Below are 22,690 nucleotides of genomic sequence, written 5' to 3'. Positions count from 1 at the left end.
CGCCACCGTTTTCCGCGTTTCAGCTTTTTAGCTTTTTAAACGCCACCGCTCCCCCGATCACGACGACCACCTCCAGCGGCCGCGTCCACCACGGGTGCGTGTAATCCACGCCCGCACCCATCGTCCCTCCCCAGCCGTGCGTGTAAGCCAGCGGCACCGCTATCAGCACGCCCACGCCCCAACCCGTCGGCCGCAGCGCCAGCCACGGCAGCAGCCACAGCGCATACCATGGATTCACCACCGGCGATAACAACAACGCCACGCCCAGGATCGCCGCGCCCGGCGGCAATGCCGCCCGGTCGCCCCGGGACCACCGCCAGAAAAACAACATCGCCGCGACCACCGCCAGCAGCCCTGCGACCCGCCGCGCCACGGCATCGGGCATCACGCCAGCCAGCACCGCGAAGCCGGTTGAATTGTATTCAAAGGTCTGCGACATCGCTCGCACCGCCGGCCACTCGCCGACCGAGCCCTGCAGCCAGAACGGCAGGTAACACAGCATCCAGCCGCCCAGCCCCACCACCACCGCCCGCCACCCGAAACGCCACGCCAGAAACGGCGCCAGCACCGCGCCAAACGGTTTCACCGCCGTCGCCGCCGCCATCGCCAACGCCGACCGCCCCCCTCGCCCCTCACCCCACGCCGCCAGCGCGATCGCCGTAAGCCCCACGCCCAGCGCCTCCGGATGCCCCGCAAAACCGATCTCGGTCACCGCCAGCGGACACCACCAGACCAACACCCACGCCGACCAGCGCAGGTGCCGCCGCAGCACAATCCACCCGAGCATCTCGACGAGAATCAGCCCCAGCTTCAGCGTGAGAAACGACCCGGGCACCAACCACGCCGCCCCCGCAAACAGCCCCTGCGACACCGGCCCGTAGATCGTCGGGATGTCCGGATTGTTGATCCCATCCAACGCCTCCGCGACCGCTTCCGGCACCTCCCGCTCAGCCTGGAAACCCGCCAGCGGGGGTTCGGCATAGGGATCCCCCTTCGTGACTGTGACGTATCCGTCCCACAGATACCGATGGTAGTCATCCTCCCAGCTCGGCGCGGTGCCCACTCCAAGCAGCCGAAACAACAGCCCCAACCCTGCCACGATCCACCACGCCCGGCGACTCTCCCGCCCTCGCCACACCACGGCCCCGATCGCCAGCCAGCCCACCGCGTGCACCACCGCCAGCCAAGACCGTGCGTCCGGCGCTTCCGCCCGCCAGGCCAGCCACGCCACCGCCCCAGCAACGAGTCCGCCCGCCGCCCACAGCACCGCGTCCCGACCTGCCGGCTTCGTCACCACGGCGTTTGCGTGATCCCGCAACGTTGATGCGTCCGCATCATGACGGCGTCCTCGCGGTGCTTGGTTTTCACCGGCACCTCCGCCGGAAAATACGCCTGCAACTCCGGCGGCAACCGCACCCAGTGGGTCGGCGGCAACAACAGCTCCCACGCGCCGGCCGCTCCGCACAGGTGCGCCGCCTGATTCACCACATCGCCGATGACCGTGTAATCCCGCCGCGCCGTCGACCCGACCGCTCCCACCACCACTTTGCCGTGATTCACCGCCGCCCCCAAGGCCCAGCCTTGCGGCCATTCGTGCGTCTGTTTCTGCACCCGCGACATCAGCTCACACGCGCAGCGCACCGCCCGCTCCAACGCGTCGCCCCCGCCACTGAACACCGCCAGCACCGAGTCGCCCATAAACTTGTCCACGTCGCCGCCATGCGCGTGCACCACCTCCGTCTGCAACGCCAACAAATCATTCAGCCGCCGCAGCAACTCCGCCGGCGCCATGTCGGCCGACGACCGCGTGAAGCCGCGCACATCCGTGACCAATACCGCCGCTTCCACTTCGTGACCTTCCAGCCAGTTTTCCAGATAGCGGCTTTTCTCCACCGCCGACGCCGTGAAACGCGACACGAAGGGCAGCAACTTCAGCTTCTCGCCCACCGAATACGCCATGCTGTTAAACGTCTCCGCCATCGCCGCGATTTCGTCCTGCGACTTCAGCTCCAACTGCACGTTCGTCTCCCCGCGCTCAAAGCGCTTCATCGCCACCGCCAGCCGTTCGATGCCATCGGTCAACCGCCCGGCCAGGAACAACACCGCCATCATCGCCACCAACAACGCGGCCCCCGTGACCAGCGCTTCGATGAGCAGTTTCTCCCGAAGCGCCCGATCGTAGCGTTGCACCTGTTGGTCCACCTCCAACACCGCCACGATGTCGCCCGCCTCGTCACGAATCGGCGCATACCCGCTGATCCACTCCCCCACGTCCGACTCGTAGATATCCGTCGAGCTCACCCCACCCCCGCGCAGCGCCTGCAGATAAGCCTGCCGATTCGCCTCCCGGATGCGGTAACGGTTCGCGATATACGGCTCCGCCGCCGTCATCACCACAAACTCGGTCTCAAACGGATCCGCCTCATCCACCGGTCGCAGGATGTAGATTTCCTGCTCGTTCAACTCATTGCGCGTGCGGATGGCTTCCAGGATGTCGCGCGCCTGCTGAAACTCGTCGGTCAGGTAATCGAGTTGAAACTCGATCACCGCCAGATCCTCGCCGCGCAGCGCCACCGCTCCTGTGCCCGCGATCGTCTCCACCCGCATCTGAAACTGGTTCAGCAACTCCGCCCGCCCCAGCACGTAGTTGGTCACAAACAAGGCCCCCGTGACCAGCAACGACAGACCGATCATGGCCAGCGCCGCCCGAAAACGCAGCTGCCGCCACCACTTGATGCGGCGCGCAAAAGGCGAGGTATGGGGGGAAGCGGAAGCCACGAAAGCGAGGACCTTCGACCGATCTCGCGCTCAACGCAACCGCTCCGCCCACGGCGCCCAGTCCTCCGCCGTGTCGACGTCCCCCCGCATCGGCAGCTCCGCCACCGCCACGCCCGCCTCGTCCGCCCGCGCTCGCGTCTGCGCCGCGACCTCCGAGGTGCTCCAGGCAATGCCATCGAGCAACTCCAGCCGCGGCCGCCGCATGCCGAGCAAATAATACCCGCCATCCCGTGCCGGACCCAACACCACCGGCGCCCGCTCCAACGCCCGCGCCGCGTCACGCAGACCGGCTTCGTCGAGCTCCGGACAGTCCCCGCCGATCAACAACACCGCCTCCGCCTCCCGGCCAAACGCCGCCGCCGTCGCCGCCCGCAGACGCCCGCCCAAATCCTCCTCCGGCTGCGGCCAAAAGGTCCGTCCGTCCGCCTCGCCCAACCACTCGCGCATCTGCGCCTCCGCGGCCTCCGTGCCCGGCGCGTAATGCACCTCCAGCGGCCAGTCAGCCGGCAGCTGCGACACCTGCCGCTGCACCAGCCAACAGTGCGCCCGCAGCGCTTCATCGTCGCCCACCGTCGCCGCCAGCCGCGTCTTCACCGCGCCCAGCACCGGCGCTTTCACAAACATCAATACCGTGGGCTTCATCGACGAACCTTCCGCATGCTCCATCCATAGCCCAACACTAGCGGACCCCACAACAAAAGCTTTTCAAGCGGGGTCTGTATCCACTCACCGGTGACAGCCGACCGCTGCCACAGCCAGAAGTAAACAAACGCACTCACACTCACCGCCAGCGTCCCGGCGTTGCGCGTCGCCACCGCCCACGGCACCAGCCACACAAAATACCAGGCGTGCACCGAGGGCGCGAAGAGCAGCATCGCCACCAGGAAGGCTTCGCCGAACTCCGTCAGCGTCCGCGCGCGGAAAAACACCCACGCCGCCACCGGCACGAACAACGCCAGCGCGATGCCGTTGCGCGACGCCGTCGCCGGCCACACCTGCTCCACCAGCCACGGCATCAGCTCCGCCGTGCGCGCCCACGCCACGTAATCGCGCGGCGCCAGCGGCCCCACCCGCCCAAACTCGAAGTGAAACCACAGCAGCCCGATCACCACCGGCAACGCGCCCAGCAGCGCCAGTTGCACCGCCCCCGCCCAGTCGCGGACCCGCAGCCGCGCCCACACCATCCACGCCACCAGCGGCGCGGTGATCCATTTCAACCCGACCGACACGCCCAGCCACCACGCCGCCAACCAACGCCGCCCCCGCTGCGCTGGCCGCCCGCCCCACGCGTCGTCATCGGTCCCCTCCGGCCACGCCAGCCAACCTGCCACCAACGCCAGCACCAACAGGGGCTCGTAATGCGCCCCGCCCGCGCCCACGTAGATAACCAGCGGATTCCACGCATAGATCAGCGTGCGCGCCCGCCCGAAGCGCCGGGCCAGCAGCGCCACCACCGCCAGATCGGCCGCGATGAAGGCCAGTTTCATCGCCAGCACCGAGGTCGACACCACCGTCACTGCCCGTAATGCGAGCTGCGCCAGCGGCGGATAGATGGCCGAAAATTCCTTGTGGTTGATCCACGCCCACGCCGCGTCCCGCCACGTCACCAGGTAAAGATCGTCCGGCGCGTGCAGGTAGGGCGAGAAGCCGGCCGACTGCATGCGCCCTTCCCACAGGTAACGCCACACGTCGTCGCCCGGCGCCATCGGCAGCAGCACCAGTCGCGCGCCAATCGCCACCGCCCAAAACCACCATGCGGCCCGCGCCCGACCACCCAGGCTCAGGAGCCAGCCCAGCGACATCAGCCCGGCCGCCCCCAAAAACCACGGCACCGTGCCCGCTTCAGCAAAGTCGCCCCACGGCATCATCATCGCCGCACCCAGCAGCACCAGTCCCCCGCCCCAACTGTCGCGCAGGCCGTGCACGCTCGGCTTGCGCCACCAGCGCGCCGCCAAGGTGCTCAAAATGATCGTGCCTGCCGCCACGCTGCCGCGGATCGTGCCCGAGATCTTCGACTTGCCGCCCGCCCGCGGTTTGTAGGTCACCGGCAGCTCCACGATGCGCGCGCCTTCCTCGACCGCCCGCACCTGCATCTCGATCGTCCAGCCAAACCCGCGATCCCGCATGTCGATGCGCTCCAGCAGCGTGCGCCGGATCAAACGCAACGGCCCGAGATCGTGATAACGTTGCCCCCAGCCGAGCCGGATCAGCGTCGTCGCCAGGCCATTGCCAAAATGCTGCACCGGCGTCATCACCGCCCGCCCTTCCGGTCGCGCGCGCCGGTCGCCCAGCACGAAGTCTGCCCCCTCCTGCGCCGCGGCCACCATCCGTGTCACATCGCTCAGTTCGTCGCTGCCATCGGCATCGGCGAAGAGCACCCACTCCACCGCCGGATCGAGGTTTTGATATCCGGTCCAACACGCCTGTCCGTAACCGCGCCGCGCTTCAGCGATAACCTCCGCGCCCGCCTCACGCGCCACGTTCGCGGTGGCGTCGCGACTGCCGTTGTCGATCACCCGAATCCGCGTGAGACCCAGCTCGCGCAACTCCGTCACCACCGCACCGATGGTCTCGGCTTCATCGAGCGCAGGAATGATGACTTGGATGGATTCGAGCATACGGCCGCAAACGAGAGCGCCCAACCGTCCGCCGTCTTCCCGCCCAGCGCAAGAAACGCCCCCACTCTGCCCCGTCAGCCTGCCGGTTTTTTAACCACGGATGGACACGGATAAAGCCTCACTACCGTTCGACTAAACCTAATTGATTTCAGTGCGTAGGCGGTAGCCGGAGCCATCCGTGTCCATCCGTGGTTAAAAAAACCGCGTTGGACGGGCTCCTACTCGGGCTCAGGCCTCTTCGCTCGCGGGGAGGCGGAGTTCAAATACCGCGCCGCCGTTTTTGGCGTTGTGCACCGCAGCGTCGCCGCCGTGGGCGCGCAGGATCGCGCGCACCATGCTCAAGCCCAGCCCCAAGCCGCTTTCGGTGCGACTTTGGTCACAGCGATAAAGCCGATCCCACACCTTGGCCTGCTCGGCTTCGGGCACGCCCGGACCGGTGTCACTCACGCGCACCACGCGCTCGTTGCCTTCGCGGCCGGCCCATACCGTCACGCTGCCACCGGCCGGGGTGTATTTGATCGCGTTGTCGACGAGGTTGGCCACCGCCTGGCGCATGCGCGTCGTGTCCGCGGTCACCGGCACCGGCGCGCCGGTCGCGATGGTGAGATTCACCTCCGACGCCTCGGCGACTTCCTCATACAACTCCGCCGCGTGCCGGGCGATTTCGCCCAGGTCACACGCCACCGGCTCGAGTTTGAGCATGCCGGCTTCGGCTTCGGAAATTTCCATAAGCGCCCGCAAGAGCGCCAACAATTGGTCACTGCGCTCGATCACGTCACCGAGCGTCTCGGCCGTGTCGCGATCGGCCGTGCCCCGCTGCAGCGCCGCCTCGGCCGACAGGCGCAGGCCCGCCAACGGCGTGCGCAGATCGTGCGCCACGTTGTCGAGCGCCTCGCGCATGGCCCGCAGCAGGCCTTCGTTCTTGTCCAACACGCTGTTGAAATGCCGCACCAGCTCCGCGACTTCGTCGTCGTTGCGAGGCGCCGGCACGCGGGCATCGATCCGCCCTGTCGCGATGATGCCGCGCGCGATCTCCACGACTTCGCGCAAAGGTCGTGTCGCCCGTCGCGCGGTCAAAAAGCCGGCACCACCGCCCACCAACACGACCGCGCCCGCCACCCAGGCGAAGGTGCGCCGCAGCGGCTCGAGCAGCGCTTCACGGCTGTCCGTCGCGCGGCCGATCTGCAGCAGCAGACTGTCGCTCAGAGCCTGCGACACGACCGCCAGTTCGCGCTCGGCACTGCGTTTGATGCGGCGCCGCTCGACGGTTTGTTCGCGCCAACGGCCCCACCCATCCGGCACGACCACGACCTCTTCGTCGGACTCGATCCAGTCGGGCGGAATCTTGCCCCATACCTGACTGCCGTTGGGCCCCACCAGCCGCAAAAAGAGTGAACGCACGTTGGGCTGTTGGCTATCCTCGGCGATGCGCCGCTGCAGGCCTCGCAGGCCGCTGGTCACATAAACCGTGGAGTATTGCTGCAGGCGTTGCTGCAGATCCTCGTAGTCGCGCGACTCGATCTGTTTGCCCAGCAGCCAATACAGCCCGGCAAAGATCGCCACGAAGCCGATGGTGAACCAGCCCGCAAACCACAGGCTGAAGCGCAGCGCCAGCGAGCGCCGGATCTGGTCAACTCCGGCCATGGCCATGCAACACGTAACCCACACCGCGCACCGTCTCGATGCGCGACTTGTCGGGATCGACCTTGCTGCGCAAACGCGACACCAGCACGTCGACCACGTTGGTCTGCGGATCAAAACTGTAGTCCCACACGTGCTCCAAAATCATGGTCTTCGTGACCGGCCGATCCGGGTGGCGCATCAGATAGGCCAGCAGCGCAAACTCGCGCGGCTGCAACTCGATCGACTCGCTGCCGACCGTCACGTGCCGCGACACCAGATCGAGCGTGATGTCGCCCACCGTCAGCCGCGTCGTTTCCGGGGCGCGGGTCGCCCGACGGAGCAGCGCCTGCACGCGGGCCGACAGCTCGGCAAAGGCAAAAGGTTTGGTCAGGTAATCGTCGCCGCCCGCCTGCAGCCCTTTCACGCGATCCTCCACCGTCGACCGGGCGCTCAAAAACAACACCGGCAAATCCGGATAGGTGAGCCGCAGCCGTTTGACCAGCGAGAGGCCGTCGAGGCCCGGCAACATGATGTCGACCACCGCCGCGTCATAGGGCGTCGTCGTCACCAGCGACAACCCGGTGTCACCATCGGGAGCGTGGTCCACGGCGTAACCTTCCTGCTTCAGGCCTTTGACCACGAAGGAGGCGATCTTGGCGTCGTCTTCGACTACGAGTATGCGCACGAGGTCCATGAATGGGAGGAGAGAGGGAGAGCGTAAAGCCCGGCGTCGTGGGGCTCAGCCGGTCGGAAGAAAACCGCCCCGGGAACCATGGGCTGCCCGGGGCGGATTCTGACCTATCACAACACTAGCTAATCTAACTAACTTACCTGTATACCTATGAACAAAAGGGAGGGGAAAAGGCGGCTTGTTTACTCGTCACCCGACTCGTCGACCACGACGTAGCGGACTCCGTAGCGCGCGCTCCACACCCGCAGCAGCGTCTTGCCGTCGGGCGAAGAGTCCTCGGTGAGGGCCACCGCGTCGTCGGCGTCGCGCACCCGTTCCTGGTTGATTTCGAGAATCACCATGCCGGGACGCAGGCCGGCCTCGTAGGAGGCAGACTCGTTGTCGACTTCGACGATCAGCGCGCCGGTGACGCGGGATTGAATCCCATACTGGCGGCGCAGACGCGGATCGAGGTTGGCGACCTGCACACCGTTGAGGGATCCCTCGTCGGCCTTTTCAGCGCTCGGGTTGAGCGAAGCGATATCGCCGTCGCGGGCTCCGATTTCGACCTCGATGGTCTTCTCGTCACCGTCGCGGAAAACTTTGATCTCCGCGGCTTCGCCCGGTCGCAGGTTGGCGACCGCGAAGCGCAGCTCGCGCAGCGTGCTGTAGGTGCGACCATTGACCGCGAGGATCACATCGCCGTGCTCCAGCCCGGCCTTCTCTGCCGGGGTGTCTTCGCTGACCTCGCTGATCAGCACACCCTTGGTATCGGCATCGAGACCAAACTGCTCGGCGAGTTCCGGCGTGAGCGGATCGAGCTGCACGCCCAAGTAACCGCGCGTCACCTTACCGTCGGTGGCGAGCTGCTGCATGACGTTGCGGGCGAGGTTGGACGGGATGGCGAAGCCGATGCCTTGGAAGCCGCCGGAGCGGGAAAGGATGGCGGTGTTGATGCCGACGAGTCGGCCGTTGGTGTCGACGAGCGCACCGCCGGAGTTACCCGGATTGATGGCGGCATCGGTCTGAATAAAGTCTTCGTAAGCGAGACCCATGGTCGCGCGGCCGAGCGCGCTCACCATGCCGCTGGTCACGGTCTGGCCGAGGCCGAACGGGTTGCCCACCGCGAGCACGGTGTCACCCACTTCGATCGCGTCGGAATCGGCAAAGGTGAGGGCCGGCAGGTCGGTGGCGTCGATCTTGATGACCGCGAGGTCGGTGTCGGGATCGGTGCCGACGACCTCGGCCTTGAGGGTCTTGCCGCTGTCGAGGGTGACCTCGATCTTGTCGGCGTTTTGGACGACGTGGTTGTTGGTGAGAATGTAACCGTCCTCGCTCACGATGACGCCGGAGCCGGCGCCGCGCTGCGGCTCAGCGCGCGGGAGTTCAAACTCCTCGCCATCGGGCAGACCGAAATAGCGACGCATGCGCGGATCGCGCAGGAAGGGCGGCAACTGGGCGGCGGACACCTTCTGCACCTCGTCGGTGACCTCCACCTGCACGACAGCCGGGGCGACCTTTTTGACGACGGGTGAGAAGCTCACGCGCAGTGCGCCGTCGCCCTCGCGGTTGAGCGGCGTATCGTCGACTTTCACGACAACCTTGGTCTCGGGCTTGTCGCTCGAGGCGATGGCGGCTCCGGTCCAACCGAGAGCGGCGGCGGCGAAGATGAGCACCGAAGCGCGCAAGGCCCGGGCTCGTTGAGGGTGACGTTGGTAGGAAGTGTTCATGCTGTTTTCGTAAAGTGGGTTTCCCGTGGTATGGCCGACACTATGCCACACCCAGCTTACGATTTCCTTTCGCCAACCTTACACGTTTGAAAGGTTTAGGGGGAGAAGACCGCTCCCCCCTTCCCCTGTAGCCGGGGTCGTTGACCCCGGTCGTCGTGAGCGCCGAGAGGCACCGAAGAGCGGCCGACACGGCCGCTGCTACATCACACCTCCTTGTAGCCGCGGGCGTGTCGCCCGCGTTCGTTGGATCGCCCCCCCCCTCCGAGGTCACCGACCTCGGCTACAACCTCTGCCTCCGATTCCACTGTAGCCGGGGTCGTTGACCCCGGTCGTCGTGCCCCCGCCGAGAGGCACCGGAAAGCGGCCGACACGGCCGCTGCTACATCACGCCTCCTTGTAGCCGCGGGCGTGTCGCCCGCGTTCGTTGGATCGCCCCCCCCTCCGAGGTCACCGACCTCGGCTACAACCTCCGCCTCCAATGCAGCCGGGGTCGTCGCCCCCGGTCGTCCCCCCCTACCCACCAAGCTGCGCTTCGAGTTCGCGGATGCGGGCGAGGTAGCGCTGCTCGTTTTCGCGCAGGCGTTTCTTTTCCAGGGCCGAGCTGATCCGCGCCCGCAGCACGGTCGCGTTGAAAGGCTTGGCGGCGTAATCTTCCGCGCCGGCTGCGATGCAGCGCCCGGTGCTCTCCGCATCATCGAGCGCCGTGAGCATGATGACCGGGATCATCGCCCACGCGGGCTTGGCTTTGATGCGTTCCAGCGTTTCGAAGCCGTTCATGCCGGGCATGAGGATATCCAACAAAATCAAATCCGGCGCCGTCTCCTCCAACCACTCCAACGCCTGTTCGCCACTCTCCGCCGTCGCTACATCAAAGCCCATATGCTCCAGCCGCCGGCTCATCATCTCGCGATTGATCATGTCGTCATCCACCAGAAGCAAGGTGCCGTCCAGACGCTCGGCCGGGGCCGGTGGTGGCGCCGAGCGGGTGACCGACGCCGCCGCCGGGGCGGACGTCGCAGCTGCCGGCGAGGGAGTCGGCATGATCGCCTTGGCCAGGGTCACGCGCAGGTTGCTCACCGCCGACATGATCTTGTGCAGGTCGGCCACGATGTCGTCGCGCCCGAGTCCGGCGGCGCGGTCGCGGCAGGACGCGTGGTAGGAACCGATGGAATCGAGCGGCCCGGCCAGGTCTTCCTGCAGGTCGCCGAGATGGAAACGCCCGGCCGCGATGCGGTGCGGCGCCATCTCTTCGTTGAGGGTGGCCAGCAGGGTATTGCCGGCCTTGTTAATGAGCTTCAGCGGTCCTTCGAGATCCGACAGGTCCTCGTCTTCAACCGTTTCCAGGATCAGCTCGCTGTATCCAAGAATCTGATTCAGCGGGGTGCGCAGGTCGTGGCGCAGCTTGGCCAGTTCCGAGATTTCGGCGTCGACCGCGGAAGGCGGGCTGCCCTCCCCTTCGCTCATTCCGCGGCCTCCAACCCCAGCAGGGTGTTCATCTTGGCGAGCAAGGCCTTCAAATCGACCGGCTTGGTTTCAAACTCGTCGCAGCCCGCCTCGAGGGCCTTTTGGCGGTCCGACTCCATGGCGTGCGCGGTGAGCGCGATGATGGGGATACCGGCCACGTTGGCATGGGCCTTGAGCTTCTGCGCGACCTCCCAACCGGTGAGGCCCGGCAGGCTCATATCGAGCAGGATCAAATCATGTTCGCCAGTGAGGCCCGCCTCGGCTCCGGCGATGCCGTCGACCGCAATCTCAACCTCGAAGCCACGCTTCTTCAGCCGGCGGCTTAGCATGTCGCGGTTCATCTCGTTGTCTTCAACCAGCAGGATCTTGGGCATGGGGTGGTTACTTCAGGGGGTTGATGATCAATTTGCCACGTTATTTCGCCCGTTCGCCCCGGCTCAACTCGCTCACGGCGTCACGGACCTCGGCCAGAAGCTGCTCTTTGGAATAGCCACCCTTTTGCAGGACGCGCTCGGTTTGTTGCTTGAGCAACTGGCGCACGCTTCCGGTGAGATCGAGGGACGTGAGCACCACCACGGGAATGTGGCGCAAACGCTCGTCGGCGCGCATCTCGCGCAGCACGCCAAAGCCGTCGAGCTCCGGCATCATGAGGTCGAGCAGCACCATCGCGGGCGGATGTTCCTGCATGGCGGCCAGCGCGGCCCGGCCATTGGGCGCGAGCACGACCTCCCAGCCGTCGCGCGACAGGAGGCGACCCACCATCTGGCGAATGGAGTCGTCGTCTTCGGCCACCAACACCTCGCGGTTGCTGCGGTCGCCGAGGTTGCGTTGCAGAGTCGCCGCGAGTGCGGTCTCCACCTCGTTTTTGCTCAGATAATCCTGGGCGCCGAGCGCGAGACCCGGTTGAGATCCGTCCTCCACTCGTGTGAGCAGCACGACCGGGATCGTCGCCAGCGCCGGCTCCTGTTTGAGGCGGCTGGTGAGGCTTTCGGAAGAATCGGCCTCCGACTCCATCAGCACATCCACCAGGATTACGTGCGGGAGTTCGCGGCGCGCATACTCAAACGCCGTCTCGCGGGAGCGCGCATGGGTGACGTCGTAGGTGTCGTTGTCCAACTGCGCCTGCACGCCCGCGGCCAGACTGTCGTCGGCCGCCACCAGCAACACGCGGGCAACCGCGGCCACTTTTTGTGCCTTCGCTCCGCCCGCCGCCTGTTCCTGGCTCACCGCCGACGCCCCGGCCTGTTTGGCGGCTTCGCCATCGGCACAAATCGGCAAGGTCAGCGTGAAGGTCGTGCCCGCGCCGGGCTTACTTTCGAGTGCAATCTCGCCGCCCATCAGGCGGGCAAACTGCCGCGAAATCGCCAGCCCCAGACCCGTGCCACCGTATTTGCTAGCGGTCGAGGCATCGGCCTGGGCAAAGGCTTCAAACACCTTGGCGCACTGCTCCGGCGTCATGCCGATGCCGGTGTCGCGCACCGCAAAATGCACCCGGCCATCGTCGCCTTCGCCGTCGCGGCCGACCTCGAGGGTGACCGTGCCGTTTTCGGTAAACTTGGCCGCGTTGCTGATGAGATTGAGCAGGATCTGCCGCAGCTTCGTCGCATCGGTGCGGATGACGCCAGGATCGTTGCTCATCACGACCTCAAAGGCGTTGGCTCGCTTGGCCACAAGTGGCGCCGTGGTGCAACGCACCTGCTCGACGAGGCCCTCCACCGCCTGCTCTTCCACAAACAAATCCATGCGCCCAGCCTCGATCTTGGAAAGATCCAGCACGTCGTTGATGAGACCGAGCAAGTGACGCGCAGCGGAGAGAATTTTCTTCAGGTCGTCGACCGCGTCCTCGTTCTCATCGTCCTCGGCATCCTCCATGAGGATCTCCGAGTAACCGATGATCGCATTCATCGGCGTGCGCAGCTCGTGACTCATCTTGGCGAGGAAGGCGCTCTTGGCCTGGTTGGCGTCGTTGGCCGCGATCATGGCGTGCTCCAACTCGACCGTGCGTTCCTGCACCTTGGCCTCGAGGTTGCGATTGCTCTCCTCCAACTGCCCCTTGGCCCGATCTAGTTCGGCCGTGCGTTTCTCCACCGTGGCCAACACCGCGTTAAAGGCCTCAATCATCGCGCCCAGCTCGCCACTGGCCCGCCGCGGATCCGCCCGCACACTGTAATCGTGGGCACTCACCACCCGGTCGGCCACCCGCGCGAGTTCCGCGATCGGTCGCGTGATCGAACGCTGCAAAAACCGCGCCGCCACCATGCCCAGCAAGATGGAAAACAGCCCGATGATCGTCATGCCACGCAGCGGCTCCACCAACTTCTCCCGCGCCAACCCGGACGTGTCGGCCTTCAGGTAAAGGATGCCCACCTGCTCCCCGTCATGCATCAGGTAGCGGAACGTCGTCACCGCGTTGGGATCGACGTTGGTGCGAAACGGTCGCGGCACAAACTCCTCCCGACCCACCTTCACGTAACGCGCCAGAATCCGGTAGTCCGGCGCATACACCGCCCCAGCCAAAATCGATTCCGAATTCGCCAGATCCTCCAGCGTGACCGTCGAGCCATCCGGATGCGTCGCCAGCCGCGAACTCACCCGCTCGACCAACAGCGCCTGCGTCGACTCCAGTTCGTTCGCCACCTGCGCCCGGTAGCGCAGCACCTCCCAAAACAGGAACCCGCCAAAGGCCGCGCACAACGACACCAAGGACACCGAGGTCACCAACAACGTGATACGCCAACGAAACGGGAGGGATTTGAACACGGAAACGGAAAACGGTGGCCGGAAGGGAAACCTCAAAACCACCCCCATCGGCCAGACTACGGGGGGATCATTTAAGGCTAAACAGGCCTAGTAATGACACCTGCTGACAACAAGCCTGCAGATTGCCCGATTTCACCCCCGGCGTTTACCAACACCCCCTTGCACTCGACCGCATCCTGCTGCCTTGTTGTCGGCTCAACCCATTTTCTCCCGCCATGTCCGCAGACGCTCCCATCCCCGTCACTGTCCTCACCGGCTTCCTCGGCGCCGGTAAAACCACCTTGCTCAACCGCATCCTCACCGAGCAGCACGGCAAAAAACTCGCCGTCATCGAAAACGAATTCGGCGAAGTCTCCGTGGACAACCAACTCGTCATCCAAAGCGACGAAGAGCTCTTCGAGATGAACAACGGCTGCATCTGCTGCAGCGTGCGCGGCGACCTCATCCGCGTTCTCGGTCGCCTGATGAAGCGCAAAAACAAACTCGACGGCATCCTCATCGAGACCACCGGCCTCGCCGACCCGGGCCCCGTTGCCCAGACCTTCTTCACCGACGACGAGATGCGCGCCAACTTCCGCATCGACGGCATCGTCACCGTCGTCGACGCCAAACACGTCGTGCAGCACTTCGACGACGCCCCCGAGGTGAAAAAGCAAATCGCCTTCGCCGACGTGCTCCTGCTCAACAAAGCCGACCTCGTCTCCCCCGCCGATCTCGCCGCCCTTGAATCGCGCATCCGCGGCATGAACGCCGCCGCCCGCATCGAACGCACTACCAACTGCGACCTCCCGCTCGACAAGGTGCTCGATCTGCAGGCCTTCAACCTCTCCCGCGCCGAGGCCCTCGACCCGAAGTTCCTCGAGCCTTCCTACCCCTTCGAGTGGGCCGGCGCCTACCCGCTGCCCGCCGGCCGCCACACCCTCGTCATCGGCCACGGCGACGACGAACACGATCACGACCATGACCACGAAGGTTGCGGTTGTGGCCATGATCATGACCACGGCCACGACCACGAGCACGGCGAAGGTTGCGACCACGACCACCACCATCACCACCACGCCGAGAACGAACTCGACATTATGGTGGTGCCCGTCGCCTCGACCGACGACCAGGTGCTTGCCGCCGCCCGCGACGCCGCCGTAGTCGGCTTCTCCGATTGGGAAAACCGCGTGGCCGACGGCGACACCTTCACGCCCGGCACCACCCTCCAACGCCTCCTGCTCAACGAAGGCAATGGCCGCTACACCCTCGATGTCGCCGCCCCCGGCACCTACCTCGTCTTTGAAGGCTGCGGCGCCCATCCCCTGCACATCTATCCCAGCGGCGCCGCCGACAACGTGCGTCCCACCTGGCAGCAGGACTTCGAGCACAACCACAGCCACGACGAAGAAGTGTCCTCGGTGGGCATCGTCCTCGAAGGCGACTGCGACCCGCAGCGCCTCAACGACTGGATCGGCAAGCTGCTGCAGACCAAAGGCAACGACATCTACCGCGCCAAAGGTGTGCTCGCCGTCAAAGGCACCCCCAAGCGCCTCGTCTTCCAAGGCGTGCACATGCTCTTCGACGCGAAGTTTGAAGGCGAATGGGGCAACACCCCGCGCTCCAACACCCTCGTCTTCATCGGCAAGGACCTCGACCGCCAGCAACTCACCGAAGGCTTCAAAGCCTGCCTCGACTGAGCCTCTCTGCGCTATCGGCCGAGCGTGACGCCTGCCGCAAACCGTGCAGACTAACTTGTTTTTTGGTAGGGCTTTACGCCCGACTTCGCGATAGTCGAATATCGAGATTAGCCGAGCGGCACCGCGTTTTGACGCATCCACCGTCGCTCTACGAGCTGTGGCGGACCGTGAAGACTGCAAAGCTGACAAAGAAGGTGGACGCGGACCTCCGGGCCGCGTCGATCCACCTGCCCCTCAGTGTAGGCTGCGAGCTCGCTCGCGCTACGTTGGAAGGGATTTTAAACCGCGAAGAACGGCGAAGGTTCGCGAAGCCGAGAGGCACCGCCCGAGGCGGGCCAGCGCCGGACCGACCGCTGGACGGAACCGACCCGATAAATCCGCAGATAGCAACGGGCGACGGCTAGGTAAGCCTACGCTTCATATCGCGGATCGTTCTGAGCGCGTTCGCGGCCACCGCTCGAAAAGCCGGAGTTACGGAAAGCCGACGGACTGAGACAAATGCCTCCCGGGTGATCCGCTCCCAAAAACGTTCCGCCAGCTCGGCAGCCTCACTCCAAACATCGAGATGACGCGGCGTCGGCAGCTTGGGCCGAAACTCTGGCAAAGGTTCACTCTCACCCGGGCGAGGCGCCCACAACATCGGCACCATGTCGAACAACGGCGCCAACCTCAGGGGCAATCGATCTTCCAAATAGAACGCCAAATTCCCGAAGTGCATATCGGTATTGCCGATCAGATTACCAAACGCGGCACGCAAGCGCACCACGCGCAAATCAGCCGGAGACACCCACCCCCGCCGCGCCAATCCCTCAACGGCCTCCACCCAGTCATTGGTTTCTCCTCCCGTCAAACCGGCGTCATGTAGTGCGCGTAAGGATACAAGACCCCGCCGGCCACTTCGGCCGATACGATCAAAACGTGCGATCTGGTAAAAACGACGATCTCCAAAATCAAAGAGCTCCGAATACGGAAACTCCGCATCCGCGAGTGCAGTTTCACTGACCACCAAACGCGCTGCCTGCTCCGCCGCGAGCAGGTCCGCCCAGCGGCGACCAGTCGGGGTCGATAGCCGGTCCGTAAATTTCACGATAACGGCCTCCGCTTCACGGTCGGCGTCATCACGTAGCCACGTCGTGAACTTGGGCTGTTCCCCCTCCACGGAGGAGCCGAAAAAATTCCCCGCTACCGCCGCGTCCGCCATTCGAGGATAGGCTGTTTCGCGTTCGCTGTAACGGATGCCAAGACCACTCGCGCCGAACATTGCCATCGAGGAGGTCTCGTCTCCCAAAACCAAGTTACCCGGTAAATCTTCCCCAAATCGAACGAGGTAGCTGATGACATGATCATCACTCCAAAGTCGGATATCAGAGGGAAAACTCGTGCCCTCCGGCAACTGGTGGATGGCCGCCCGGCCCAGATAGCCCTGAGGGCGAAGATCTGTGAGGAAGAAGGGCAAACCTTCGCAATAACCGTAGCGATCGTGCACCGCATCCGCCCATTCCGGCTTCAGCCCGGTCGAGGCCAGTCCAAGTGCCAACCACCATGCAACGCCGTCAGGTTCGCCCACTCGATCGCTCGGCGGCCCTGTAGATTTAGACGGTAGATGGAAAACGGGCGTGTTCTGCCAGCCAACGAACGTTTCAGCGCATACCGCGTGTGCCGGGTGATTCCAAGTTTCAGAACGGCATCACCCAGGCCTTGAACGGCCCGATGGATCGTTGGTCGACTCACCTTCAGGCGAGTGGCCAAGTCATTCGCCGCCAACGGGCCCGCCGCCTGCAAGTGGAGGCTGATGAGCTTGGGGTCGAGAGCGGTCGGACCGGGCATCTTACTTTATTTGAGCAAATCCAATAACCATTTCGAATCCCCCTTAATGCTTATTGTTAGCACTTTAGGAAATCACTTCGCCCTATCTTGAACAGATACTTTCACCCAATGCTTGAGACCGCAATCTAGATTTAGGCCAGCCAATCGGAAGGGAAGGGTCGGTCTCAGGCTTTAGCGATGCAACCGAACCGGCCTCCCCCTCTCCGCTCAGAAGCCGAACTTGACCATGCTTTGCACGCGCTCGGCGGTGGCCGTGGCGGCGCCTTTGTAGCCGGTGCGCAGCTGCATCAACTCCAGGCCCAGGGTGAGGTTCGATCCCACGTTCCAGAAACCGTTCACCAGCAGCGATTCGTTCAGCGTGCGCTGCCCGGCGTTGAGGGCGTTGTCGTCGGGATTGTCCCAGCTGTATCCAAAGTTCAATGACACGTCCGGCGCCACCGCCCAGCCGAGCTGCGCCCAGCCACCCGTCGCATCGATGGTTTCGCTGCGGCCGAGGTTGATACCCTGGCCGATGCCGCCCCAGGCGCTGTCGAGGTTGGTGCCGGTCCAGACCGAGCCGCGCAGGGTGAAGCTCGCCCCCAGCGGAATCTCGCCGCCGGCAATCACCGCCCAGGCATCAAAGTCCCGTGCGCCGAAACCGCCGATCGGCCCGAGATGCTCACGGCCGTAGAAACCAGCGACCGCGGCGCGCAGCGCCGGCGACTGGTATTCGAGGTTGTATTCGAGCACCGGCATGTCGGCGTCGGCCGCATCGTCCTGGTGATCGCCGTCGAGGTCGGCGCCGTGCACGCCACCGAGCGGCTCGGCCAAGGCAAACTTGGCCGTCACCCGCCGTTCGTCGCCCAGCTCCATTCGGCGCGTCACCCGCACCTGCGAGCGGCGCAGACCGAGTTGGCCCTGAAAGTTGTAGGCCGTGAAGTTCACCGTCTGCGGGAAGGTCACGAGGTAAGTTTCCCAGGTCTGCCCCGCCAACACGCTCCAGTCGCCGCCCTTCCATTCCACCAGGGCGTGGCGAGTGCGCGGGGTGTAGGCGTGATGACCGCTGAGACCGAGGTCGCCGTAGAAATCGAATTCAAACTGACCCCGCAGGTGTCCGCCGAGCACGTCGCCGCCGTCGATCTTGGCGCCAAAGCGCGACTCCTTGGCGGTGAGCCCAAACTCGCCGTCGCCGTTGTTGTGCGTGGCGTCATCCGCGCAGGCCCAGAAGGGCAAGGCATCAACGTAGGTGTCGCGGGTTTCGTAAAAGGCATCGGCCTTCACGTAACCATACAACGCCACCCGCGGCGCGGCAGGCGCCCGCACCATCGGCGCAGGCATCGCGGCGGCCGGTTGAGCCGGCGCGACCGGGCGCGGCGTCGCCGCCACCGGAGCCAGGGACGGCACGTCGCTCGCGACCGGCGCGGCGCCGTCGTCGGCGACTCGCTGTTCCACCAGCGCCTCCAAGGCACCGAGTCGCGCCCGCAGGGCACGTATCTCCTGCAGGATTTCGGCCGTGCTGGGCTCTTCAGCGGCGCGCAGTCCGACGACGCCGAGGGGCAGCATCACCAGGATTCGCAGACAACGGGACAGGTGGTGGAGGATCGAGTTCACCATAAGTTCGTAACGAGTCACTCGCGGCCGGCCTCAGCCGACGCCCACGAGGTCTCGCGACGGCACCGTCCGACCGGAACGGGAACGCGGTGCCGCGGGTTTGGGTCGAGCAGCCTGCTGCTTCGACGAATTGGCGGCAGTGCGATGCACGCCGTGCACCACCGCATCGATTTGCCAGGCAACCTTGCGCAGATCCTGCGCCTGGGCACTGGCTTCCTCGGCCGCCGAAGCGGTCTCTTCGAGGGCGGCGGTGGACTCCTTGGTAACCGCGTCCATTTCCGTCATGGAATGACGGATACGCTGAATGCTGCTGGCCTGCTCCTGCGAGGCCTCGGCAATGCCGGCCAGGCGCGAGCCGATCTCGCTGGCGTGTTTCATCACGCCTTCGAAGGCGGCGCTGGCGGTGTTGAGCGAACCGGAGCCCTGCCCGATCTGATGCACGCTGCCTTCGATCAACTCGGTGGTGCTGCGCGCGGCTTCGGCGGCGCGGAAGGCGAGGCTGCGCACTTCGTCGGCCACGACCGCAAAACCGGCCCCGGCTTCACCCGCGCGGGCGGCTTCGACGGCGGCATTGAGCGCCAGCAAATTGGTTTGGAAGGCGATTTCGTCGATCGTCTTGATGATCTTCTGCGTCTCCTGACTGGAGCCTTCGATCGAGTGCATCGCGTTCTTCAACTCACCGATAGCGGCGCTGGCCTGATCGATGACAACGTTGGCCGCCTGCATGGAGCGGTGGGCAGAGCCGGCGTCCTCGGCGTTGCGGGTGATCATGGTGGAGATCTCGTCCACGGAGCCACTGGTGGTCTCGATGGCGGCCGCTTGCTGGGTCGCGCCCGAGGCGAGGTGCGCGCCGGCCGAGGAGATGTTGTTGGACGCGGCGGCGAGCTCGTCGGCGCTAGCCCCCAGGTCGCGCATGAGGCGCTCCATCGGGCCGACCACACTGCGGCCGATCAACCAGGCGACGAGGATGGTCGCCCCCGCCAACATCGCACCAAACACCCAGATGAAAATCCGGTATTCGCTCACCGAAGCCGTCATTTCCTGCACAATCGCCGACTGCTGCGCCGCCACGGTGTCGACATAAACGCCCGTGCCGATGATGAACGGCGTGCCGGCGATGCCTTGCGCGTAACTGATCTTCGGCACCTCGCCCTGCCCGGGTTTGTCCCAAACGTAATCGAGGAAGCCACCGCCATTGGCACCGATCCGGGCCAACTCGGCGACGACAGCCGTGCCGCGCGGATCCTGCATCCCGCCCATATCGGTGCCGACCTTGGCCGGATCGATCGGGTAAGCCACCGCCACCGTATCCTCGAAGGCGAAGAAGTAGCCGGAGCGGTCGTCCTCGTAGCGGACGTTCGCGAGGGCGGCGCGAAGGTGCTCCCGGCGCGCGGCGTCATCGGGCAACCCGGCCAGTTGGGCCGAGAGGGTTTCGGCCAGGGTGTCACAGGCCAATTGCAGGCGGGCTCGTTGCGAACCGACCACGATGATGTCTTTGGTGACGTCGCAGACCTTTTGCAGGGTCAGATTGAAGCTCGCGATGAGGCCTAAACATAACATCGCGACGAGGAGGTAGATCGCGCCCATTCGCCCCTTCAGGGACAGGCGGGAAAGAAACGGAGCTCGGGAGGACATGGGATGCAATGCGCGTGGGGCGCGGTCGTTGGGTGGTGGATGATAGGTGTCTTGTTTATGGCCAGGCCCCACGGCGCCGCTCCCACCTGGCGCTTCGTCCGCAGACGAAAAGTCGAGTGCATCAAGAGGTCGGCAAGGCTCCGTCGGTGATTATGCCGCCTTATATCGAACCGCCTTCAACCAACTTTTACCTAATGTTCCCAATCGGGCCTATCCTCGGCAATATATGCACCGCTGGGGCACCTAATGATATTTCATTTCCCATTAACCCACAGCCGCTTGCGTCGCGAATTACACCCATTTTAGGCCCCATTAGGATCACGAATACTGAAAATTCGCCCTCCGGACCACCCTCGCGCAATCGCATTGTTGCCCGCCACTTAGGGAAATCGCCCGTCTACAAATGAGGGGCACGACCCACTCCTAGCGCGCCGAAAACCCGGGCAAAACACAGGTCTCCGGCAGCCGCTCGAGTTGCTTCGCAAAGTCGGACAGCAGGGTCGCCTGCATGCGCTCGCTGGCTTGGTCGTGGCACTCAAAACAGGCCCCCACGGTCAGCAGGCGCTGCTGTTCGCGCACCGTGAAAGGTCGAAACGCGGCGCGCGTCGCTGCCGGTTCGTGCGGCGCTTGCAGGAAGCCGATCCAGGCATCGGCCGGCAAACCGTCCTCGGGCCGGGCCGCATGGTCCGGCGTGAAACGCCAGCGCTGCCCAGCCGGGGCCTCCGGGGTGTAAACCAGCGCCCCCGCGCCATAACCGAGCGCCACCGGATCGTTGTGACAGGAGCGGCAATCGCGTCCCGCGGCGGACGTGGTGTGCGGCGACGCCGGCGCAAACAGGCGGTGAAAGGTCTGCACCGGCACACCCGCCACCCTCTCGGCAAAGCCGGAGCGATCGAGCGTCATGATCATGCCGGGCACCGCCGGCTGCACCCGCGCGCCGTCGTCGTGCTCATACACGCCGAGGGTCGGTGGACCGGCGCGGAAGTCTCCGGCCTGCTCGCGCCACTCGCCCACCCGATCCGTGTTGGTCAAAAGATCAAAAGCCGGCGCGGTCGCATCGTAGTCGGTGTGACAGGAAAAGCACTGCGGCGCCCACGCCGAATGACACGACGCGCAGTCCAGCGTCTGATGCCCGACCCCACCCGCGCACACCGTCGCGGGTGCGCGCAGCGGTCGGAGTTCGCCATCGTTTTTGCCAATCAGGAAAGCCGCCCCGTCGCCCGGCAGATAGGTATTCACCAGGGGGATACGTTCCTCGGCGGTCGTCAGCACGCGTTCGTGGGTGAAACCGCGCAGGCGGTGGATCCGCTGATACAGCGGCGCGAGTTCCGTCACCGCCGTGCCGCTGCGCTCCCCGGCCGCGTGACAATCGGCACAGGCCACCTTCACCGCTTGCTCCTCATGCGCGTAAGTCTGCCCGTCCCCCATGACTTCGGCGTAGGTGTGACAATCCACACAACTCAGCCCGGCGGTGTGATGCACATCCGCGGCCATCGGCCGGAAAATGCGCCCGTCGGAAAGCTGGCGATGTGTGCCGTCGGATGGCAGGGTCGCGAGCTGCGTTTCGTGCCAACCTTCGTAGTTCATCGCGATGCGACCGGAGCGGCTGTGACAGCCGGTGCAGTGGGTGTTGGTGATGTTAAGATCGAGCGTGGGATGGGAACGCGGCAACACGGTGGAGTCGGCCAAAAACGCGGCCAGTTCGGTCACTGCGCCCGGTGCGTAATTGAGGTGGCAGGCGTTGCAGCCGCCGCCGCGCGAGGCGTCGTCGATCGGCCCAAAGTCCGTGCGTTCGTTGCCGAGGTGGCAGCTCGCGCAGAGGTTGCGCAAATGGTCGTCGGCCGGGGTGTGGCCGATGGCGGTGATCGGCGTGTCGCCATCCGGGGTCGCCTGTTCGCCAAACACCCAGCGGTTGACCGCGACGATGCCGGCGTTGGTGGTCATGAGCGAGTGATGCACGTCGTCGACCTCCTGCGCATGACACAGGCCGCAGGTCTGCCTGGCATCGGCCAGGTTGCCCGGAATGGCGACCATGCCGTGGTGCGCCCCACCCGCGGTCGTGGCCGCCGCGTTGCCGAGGTGACAAACCGTGCAATCGAAGGGCGCATGCACGTCGTGTTCGGCCGTCATCACCTGATGACAACTGCGACATTGGCTCACGGCCCCGGTCGCCTCCGCCGCGACCACCGCCGCTGCCTGCGGTCGTTGCTCCGCCCAGAAGGCGTAGAACCCAAATCCCAGCACCCACAGCCCTCCCCCGATCCATATCAGCAGGAGGCGGCGGGGGGAGAGTTTCATGACGGCGACACCGGAACC

The 22,690-nt window shown here is 65.1% G+C and carries 15 protein-coding genes; 1 reads left to right on the top strand and 14 read right to left on the bottom strand.

Translation table 11 applies throughout. From position 1 onward, the window contains the following. Window positions 1–19: 19 nt before the first annotated feature. From K1X11_RS19130 to K1X11_RS19085, 10 genes are all read right to left on the bottom strand, one after another. On the bottom strand, window positions 20–1,294 hold the full coding sequence (locus K1X11_RS19130) for a glycosyltransferase 87 family protein (protein WP_221030767.1): 1,275 nt from the start codon (window positions 1,292–1,294) through the stop codon (window positions 20–22). After that, window positions 1,291–2,778 carry an adenylate/guanylate cyclase domain-containing protein gene (locus K1X11_RS19125; RefSeq protein ID WP_221030766.1) on the bottom strand — a complete coding sequence of 496 codons (1,488 nt, stop codon included), beginning with the start codon at window positions 2,776–2,778 and terminating at the stop codon, window positions 1,291–1,293. The genes K1X11_RS19130 and K1X11_RS19125 overlap by 4 nt, the downstream gene beginning before the upstream one ends. A gap of 30 nt (window positions 2,779–2,808) precedes the next feature. Further along, the gene (locus tag K1X11_RS19120; RefSeq protein WP_221030765.1) at window positions 2,809–3,420 is read right to left on the bottom strand and encodes a TIGR04282 family arsenosugar biosynthesis glycosyltransferase; all 612 of its coding nucleotides are present in this window, start codon (window positions 3,418–3,420) and stop codon (window positions 2,809–2,811) included. Further along, the gene (locus K1X11_RS19115) at window positions 3,417–5,396 is read right to left on the bottom strand and encodes a glycosyltransferase family 2 protein (protein WP_221030764.1); all 1,980 of its coding nucleotides are present in this window, start codon (window positions 5,394–5,396) and stop codon (window positions 3,417–3,419) included. Before K1X11_RS19115 ends, K1X11_RS19120 begins: the two co-directional genes overlap by 4 nt. Window positions 5,397–5,624: 228 nt before the next feature. After that, window positions 5,625–7,040 carry a sensor histidine kinase gene (locus K1X11_RS19110; RefSeq protein ID WP_221030763.1) on the bottom strand — a complete coding sequence of 472 codons (1,416 nt, stop codon included), beginning with the start codon at window positions 7,038–7,040 and terminating at the stop codon, window positions 5,625–5,627. Further along, on the bottom strand, window positions 7,027–7,704 hold the full coding sequence (locus tag K1X11_RS19105; RefSeq protein WP_221030797.1) for a response regulator transcription factor: 678 nt from the start codon (window positions 7,702–7,704) through the stop codon (window positions 7,027–7,029). The genes K1X11_RS19110 and K1X11_RS19105 overlap by 14 nt, the downstream gene beginning before the upstream one ends. 188 nt (window positions 7,705–7,892) lie before the next feature. Further along, window positions 7,893–9,419: a Do family serine endopeptidase gene (locus K1X11_RS19100; RefSeq protein WP_221030762.1), complete on the bottom strand. Its 1,527-nt coding sequence runs from the start codon at window positions 9,417–9,419 to the stop codon at window positions 7,893–7,895. A 513-nt stretch (window positions 9,420–9,932) separates the two neighbouring features. Then, entirely contained in the window at window positions 9,933–10,883 is a 951-nt protein-coding gene (locus K1X11_RS19095; protein WP_221030761.1) for a response regulator, read from the bottom strand. Beyond that, on the bottom strand, window positions 10,880–11,257 hold the full coding sequence (locus tag K1X11_RS19090) for a response regulator (RefSeq protein WP_221030760.1): 378 nt from the start codon (window positions 11,255–11,257) through the stop codon (window positions 10,880–10,882). Before K1X11_RS19090 ends, K1X11_RS19095 begins: the two co-directional genes overlap by 4 nt. Before the next feature lie 40 nt (window positions 11,258–11,297). Beyond that, the gene (locus tag K1X11_RS19085) at window positions 11,298–13,643 is read right to left on the bottom strand and encodes an ATP-binding protein (RefSeq protein WP_221030759.1); all 2,346 of its coding nucleotides are present in this window, start codon (window positions 13,641–13,643) and stop codon (window positions 11,298–11,300) included. A 215-nt stretch (window positions 13,644–13,858) separates the two neighbouring features. On the opposite strand from K1X11_RS19085, the gene K1X11_RS19080 reads away from it, so the two are divergent. After that, complete coding sequence (locus K1X11_RS19080) at window positions 13,859–15,322, top strand: CobW family GTP-binding protein (RefSeq protein ID WP_221030758.1); 1,464 nt, start codon at window positions 13,859–13,861, stop codon at window positions 15,320–15,322. A 400-nt stretch (window positions 15,323–15,722) separates the two neighbouring features. Here the strand turns inward: K1X11_RS19080 and K1X11_RS19075 are convergent, their stop codons facing one another. The 4 genes from K1X11_RS19075 to K1X11_RS19060 form a co-directional block, all read right to left on the bottom strand. Further along, the gene (locus tag K1X11_RS19075; RefSeq protein WP_324726026.1) at window positions 15,723–16,889 is read right to left on the bottom strand and encodes a HipA domain-containing protein; all 1,167 of its coding nucleotides are present in this window, start codon (window positions 16,887–16,889) and stop codon (window positions 15,723–15,725) included. A gap of 467 nt (window positions 16,890–17,356) precedes the next feature. Next, complete coding sequence (locus K1X11_RS19070; protein WP_221030755.1) at window positions 17,357–18,742, bottom strand: hypothetical protein; 1,386 nt, start codon at window positions 18,740–18,742, stop codon at window positions 17,357–17,359. A gap of 30 nt (window positions 18,743–18,772) precedes the next feature. Continuing rightward, window positions 18,773–20,374: a methyl-accepting chemotaxis protein gene (locus K1X11_RS19065; RefSeq protein WP_221030754.1), complete on the bottom strand. Its 1,602-nt coding sequence runs from the start codon at window positions 20,372–20,374 to the stop codon at window positions 18,773–18,775. A gap of 423 nt (window positions 20,375–20,797) precedes the next feature. After that, window positions 20,798–22,672, bottom strand: a complete 1,875-nt coding sequence (locus K1X11_RS19060) for a hypothetical protein (RefSeq protein ID WP_221030753.1) — start codon at window positions 22,670–22,672, stop codon at window positions 20,798–20,800. Between the last annotated feature and the right edge of the window lie 18 nt (window positions 22,673–22,690).

It is taken from the genome of Actomonas aquatica (assembly GCF_019679435.2).
GTDB lineage: Bacteria > Verrucomicrobiota > Verrucomicrobiia > Opitutales > Opitutaceae > Actomonas > Actomonas aquatica.
This window is presented reverse-complemented; position numbering and strand designations above follow the sequence as displayed.

Coding starts and splice junctions, on each gene's coding strand:
- K1X11_RS19120 (WP_221030765.1), bottom strand. CDS start 3,420: ATGAAGCCCACGGTATTGATGTTTGTGAAAGCGCCGGTGCTGGGCGCG.
- K1X11_RS19115 (WP_221030764.1), bottom strand. CDS start 5,396: ATGCTCGAATCCATCCAAGTCATCATTCCTGCGCTCGATGAAGCCGAG.
- K1X11_RS19110 (WP_221030763.1), bottom strand. CDS start 7,040: ATGGCCGGAGTTGACCAGATCCGGCGCTCGCTGGCGCTGCGCTTCAGC.
- K1X11_RS19100 (WP_221030762.1), bottom strand. CDS start 9,419: ATGAACACTTCCTACCAACGTCACCCTCAACGAGCCCGGGCCTTGCGC.
- K1X11_RS19095 (WP_221030761.1), bottom strand. CDS start 10,883: ATGAGCGAAGGGGAGGGCAGCCCGCCTTCCGCGGTCGACGCCGAAATC.
- K1X11_RS19090 (WP_221030760.1), bottom strand. CDS start 11,257: ATGCCCAAGATCCTGCTGGTTGAAGACAACGAGATGAACCGCGACATG.
- K1X11_RS19080 (WP_221030758.1), top strand. CDS start 13,859: ATGTCCGCAGACGCTCCCATCCCCGTCACTGTCCTCACCGGCTTCCTC.
- K1X11_RS19070 (WP_221030755.1), bottom strand. CDS start 18,742: ATGGTGAACTCGATCCTCCACCACCTGTCCCGTTGTCTGCGAATCCTG.
- K1X11_RS19065 (WP_221030754.1), bottom strand. CDS start 20,374: ATGTCCTCCCGAGCTCCGTTTCTTTCCCGCCTGTCCCTGAAGGGGCGA.
- K1X11_RS19060 (WP_221030753.1), bottom strand. CDS start 22,672: ATGAAACTCTCCCCCCGCCGCCTCCTGCTGATATGGATCGGGGGAGGG.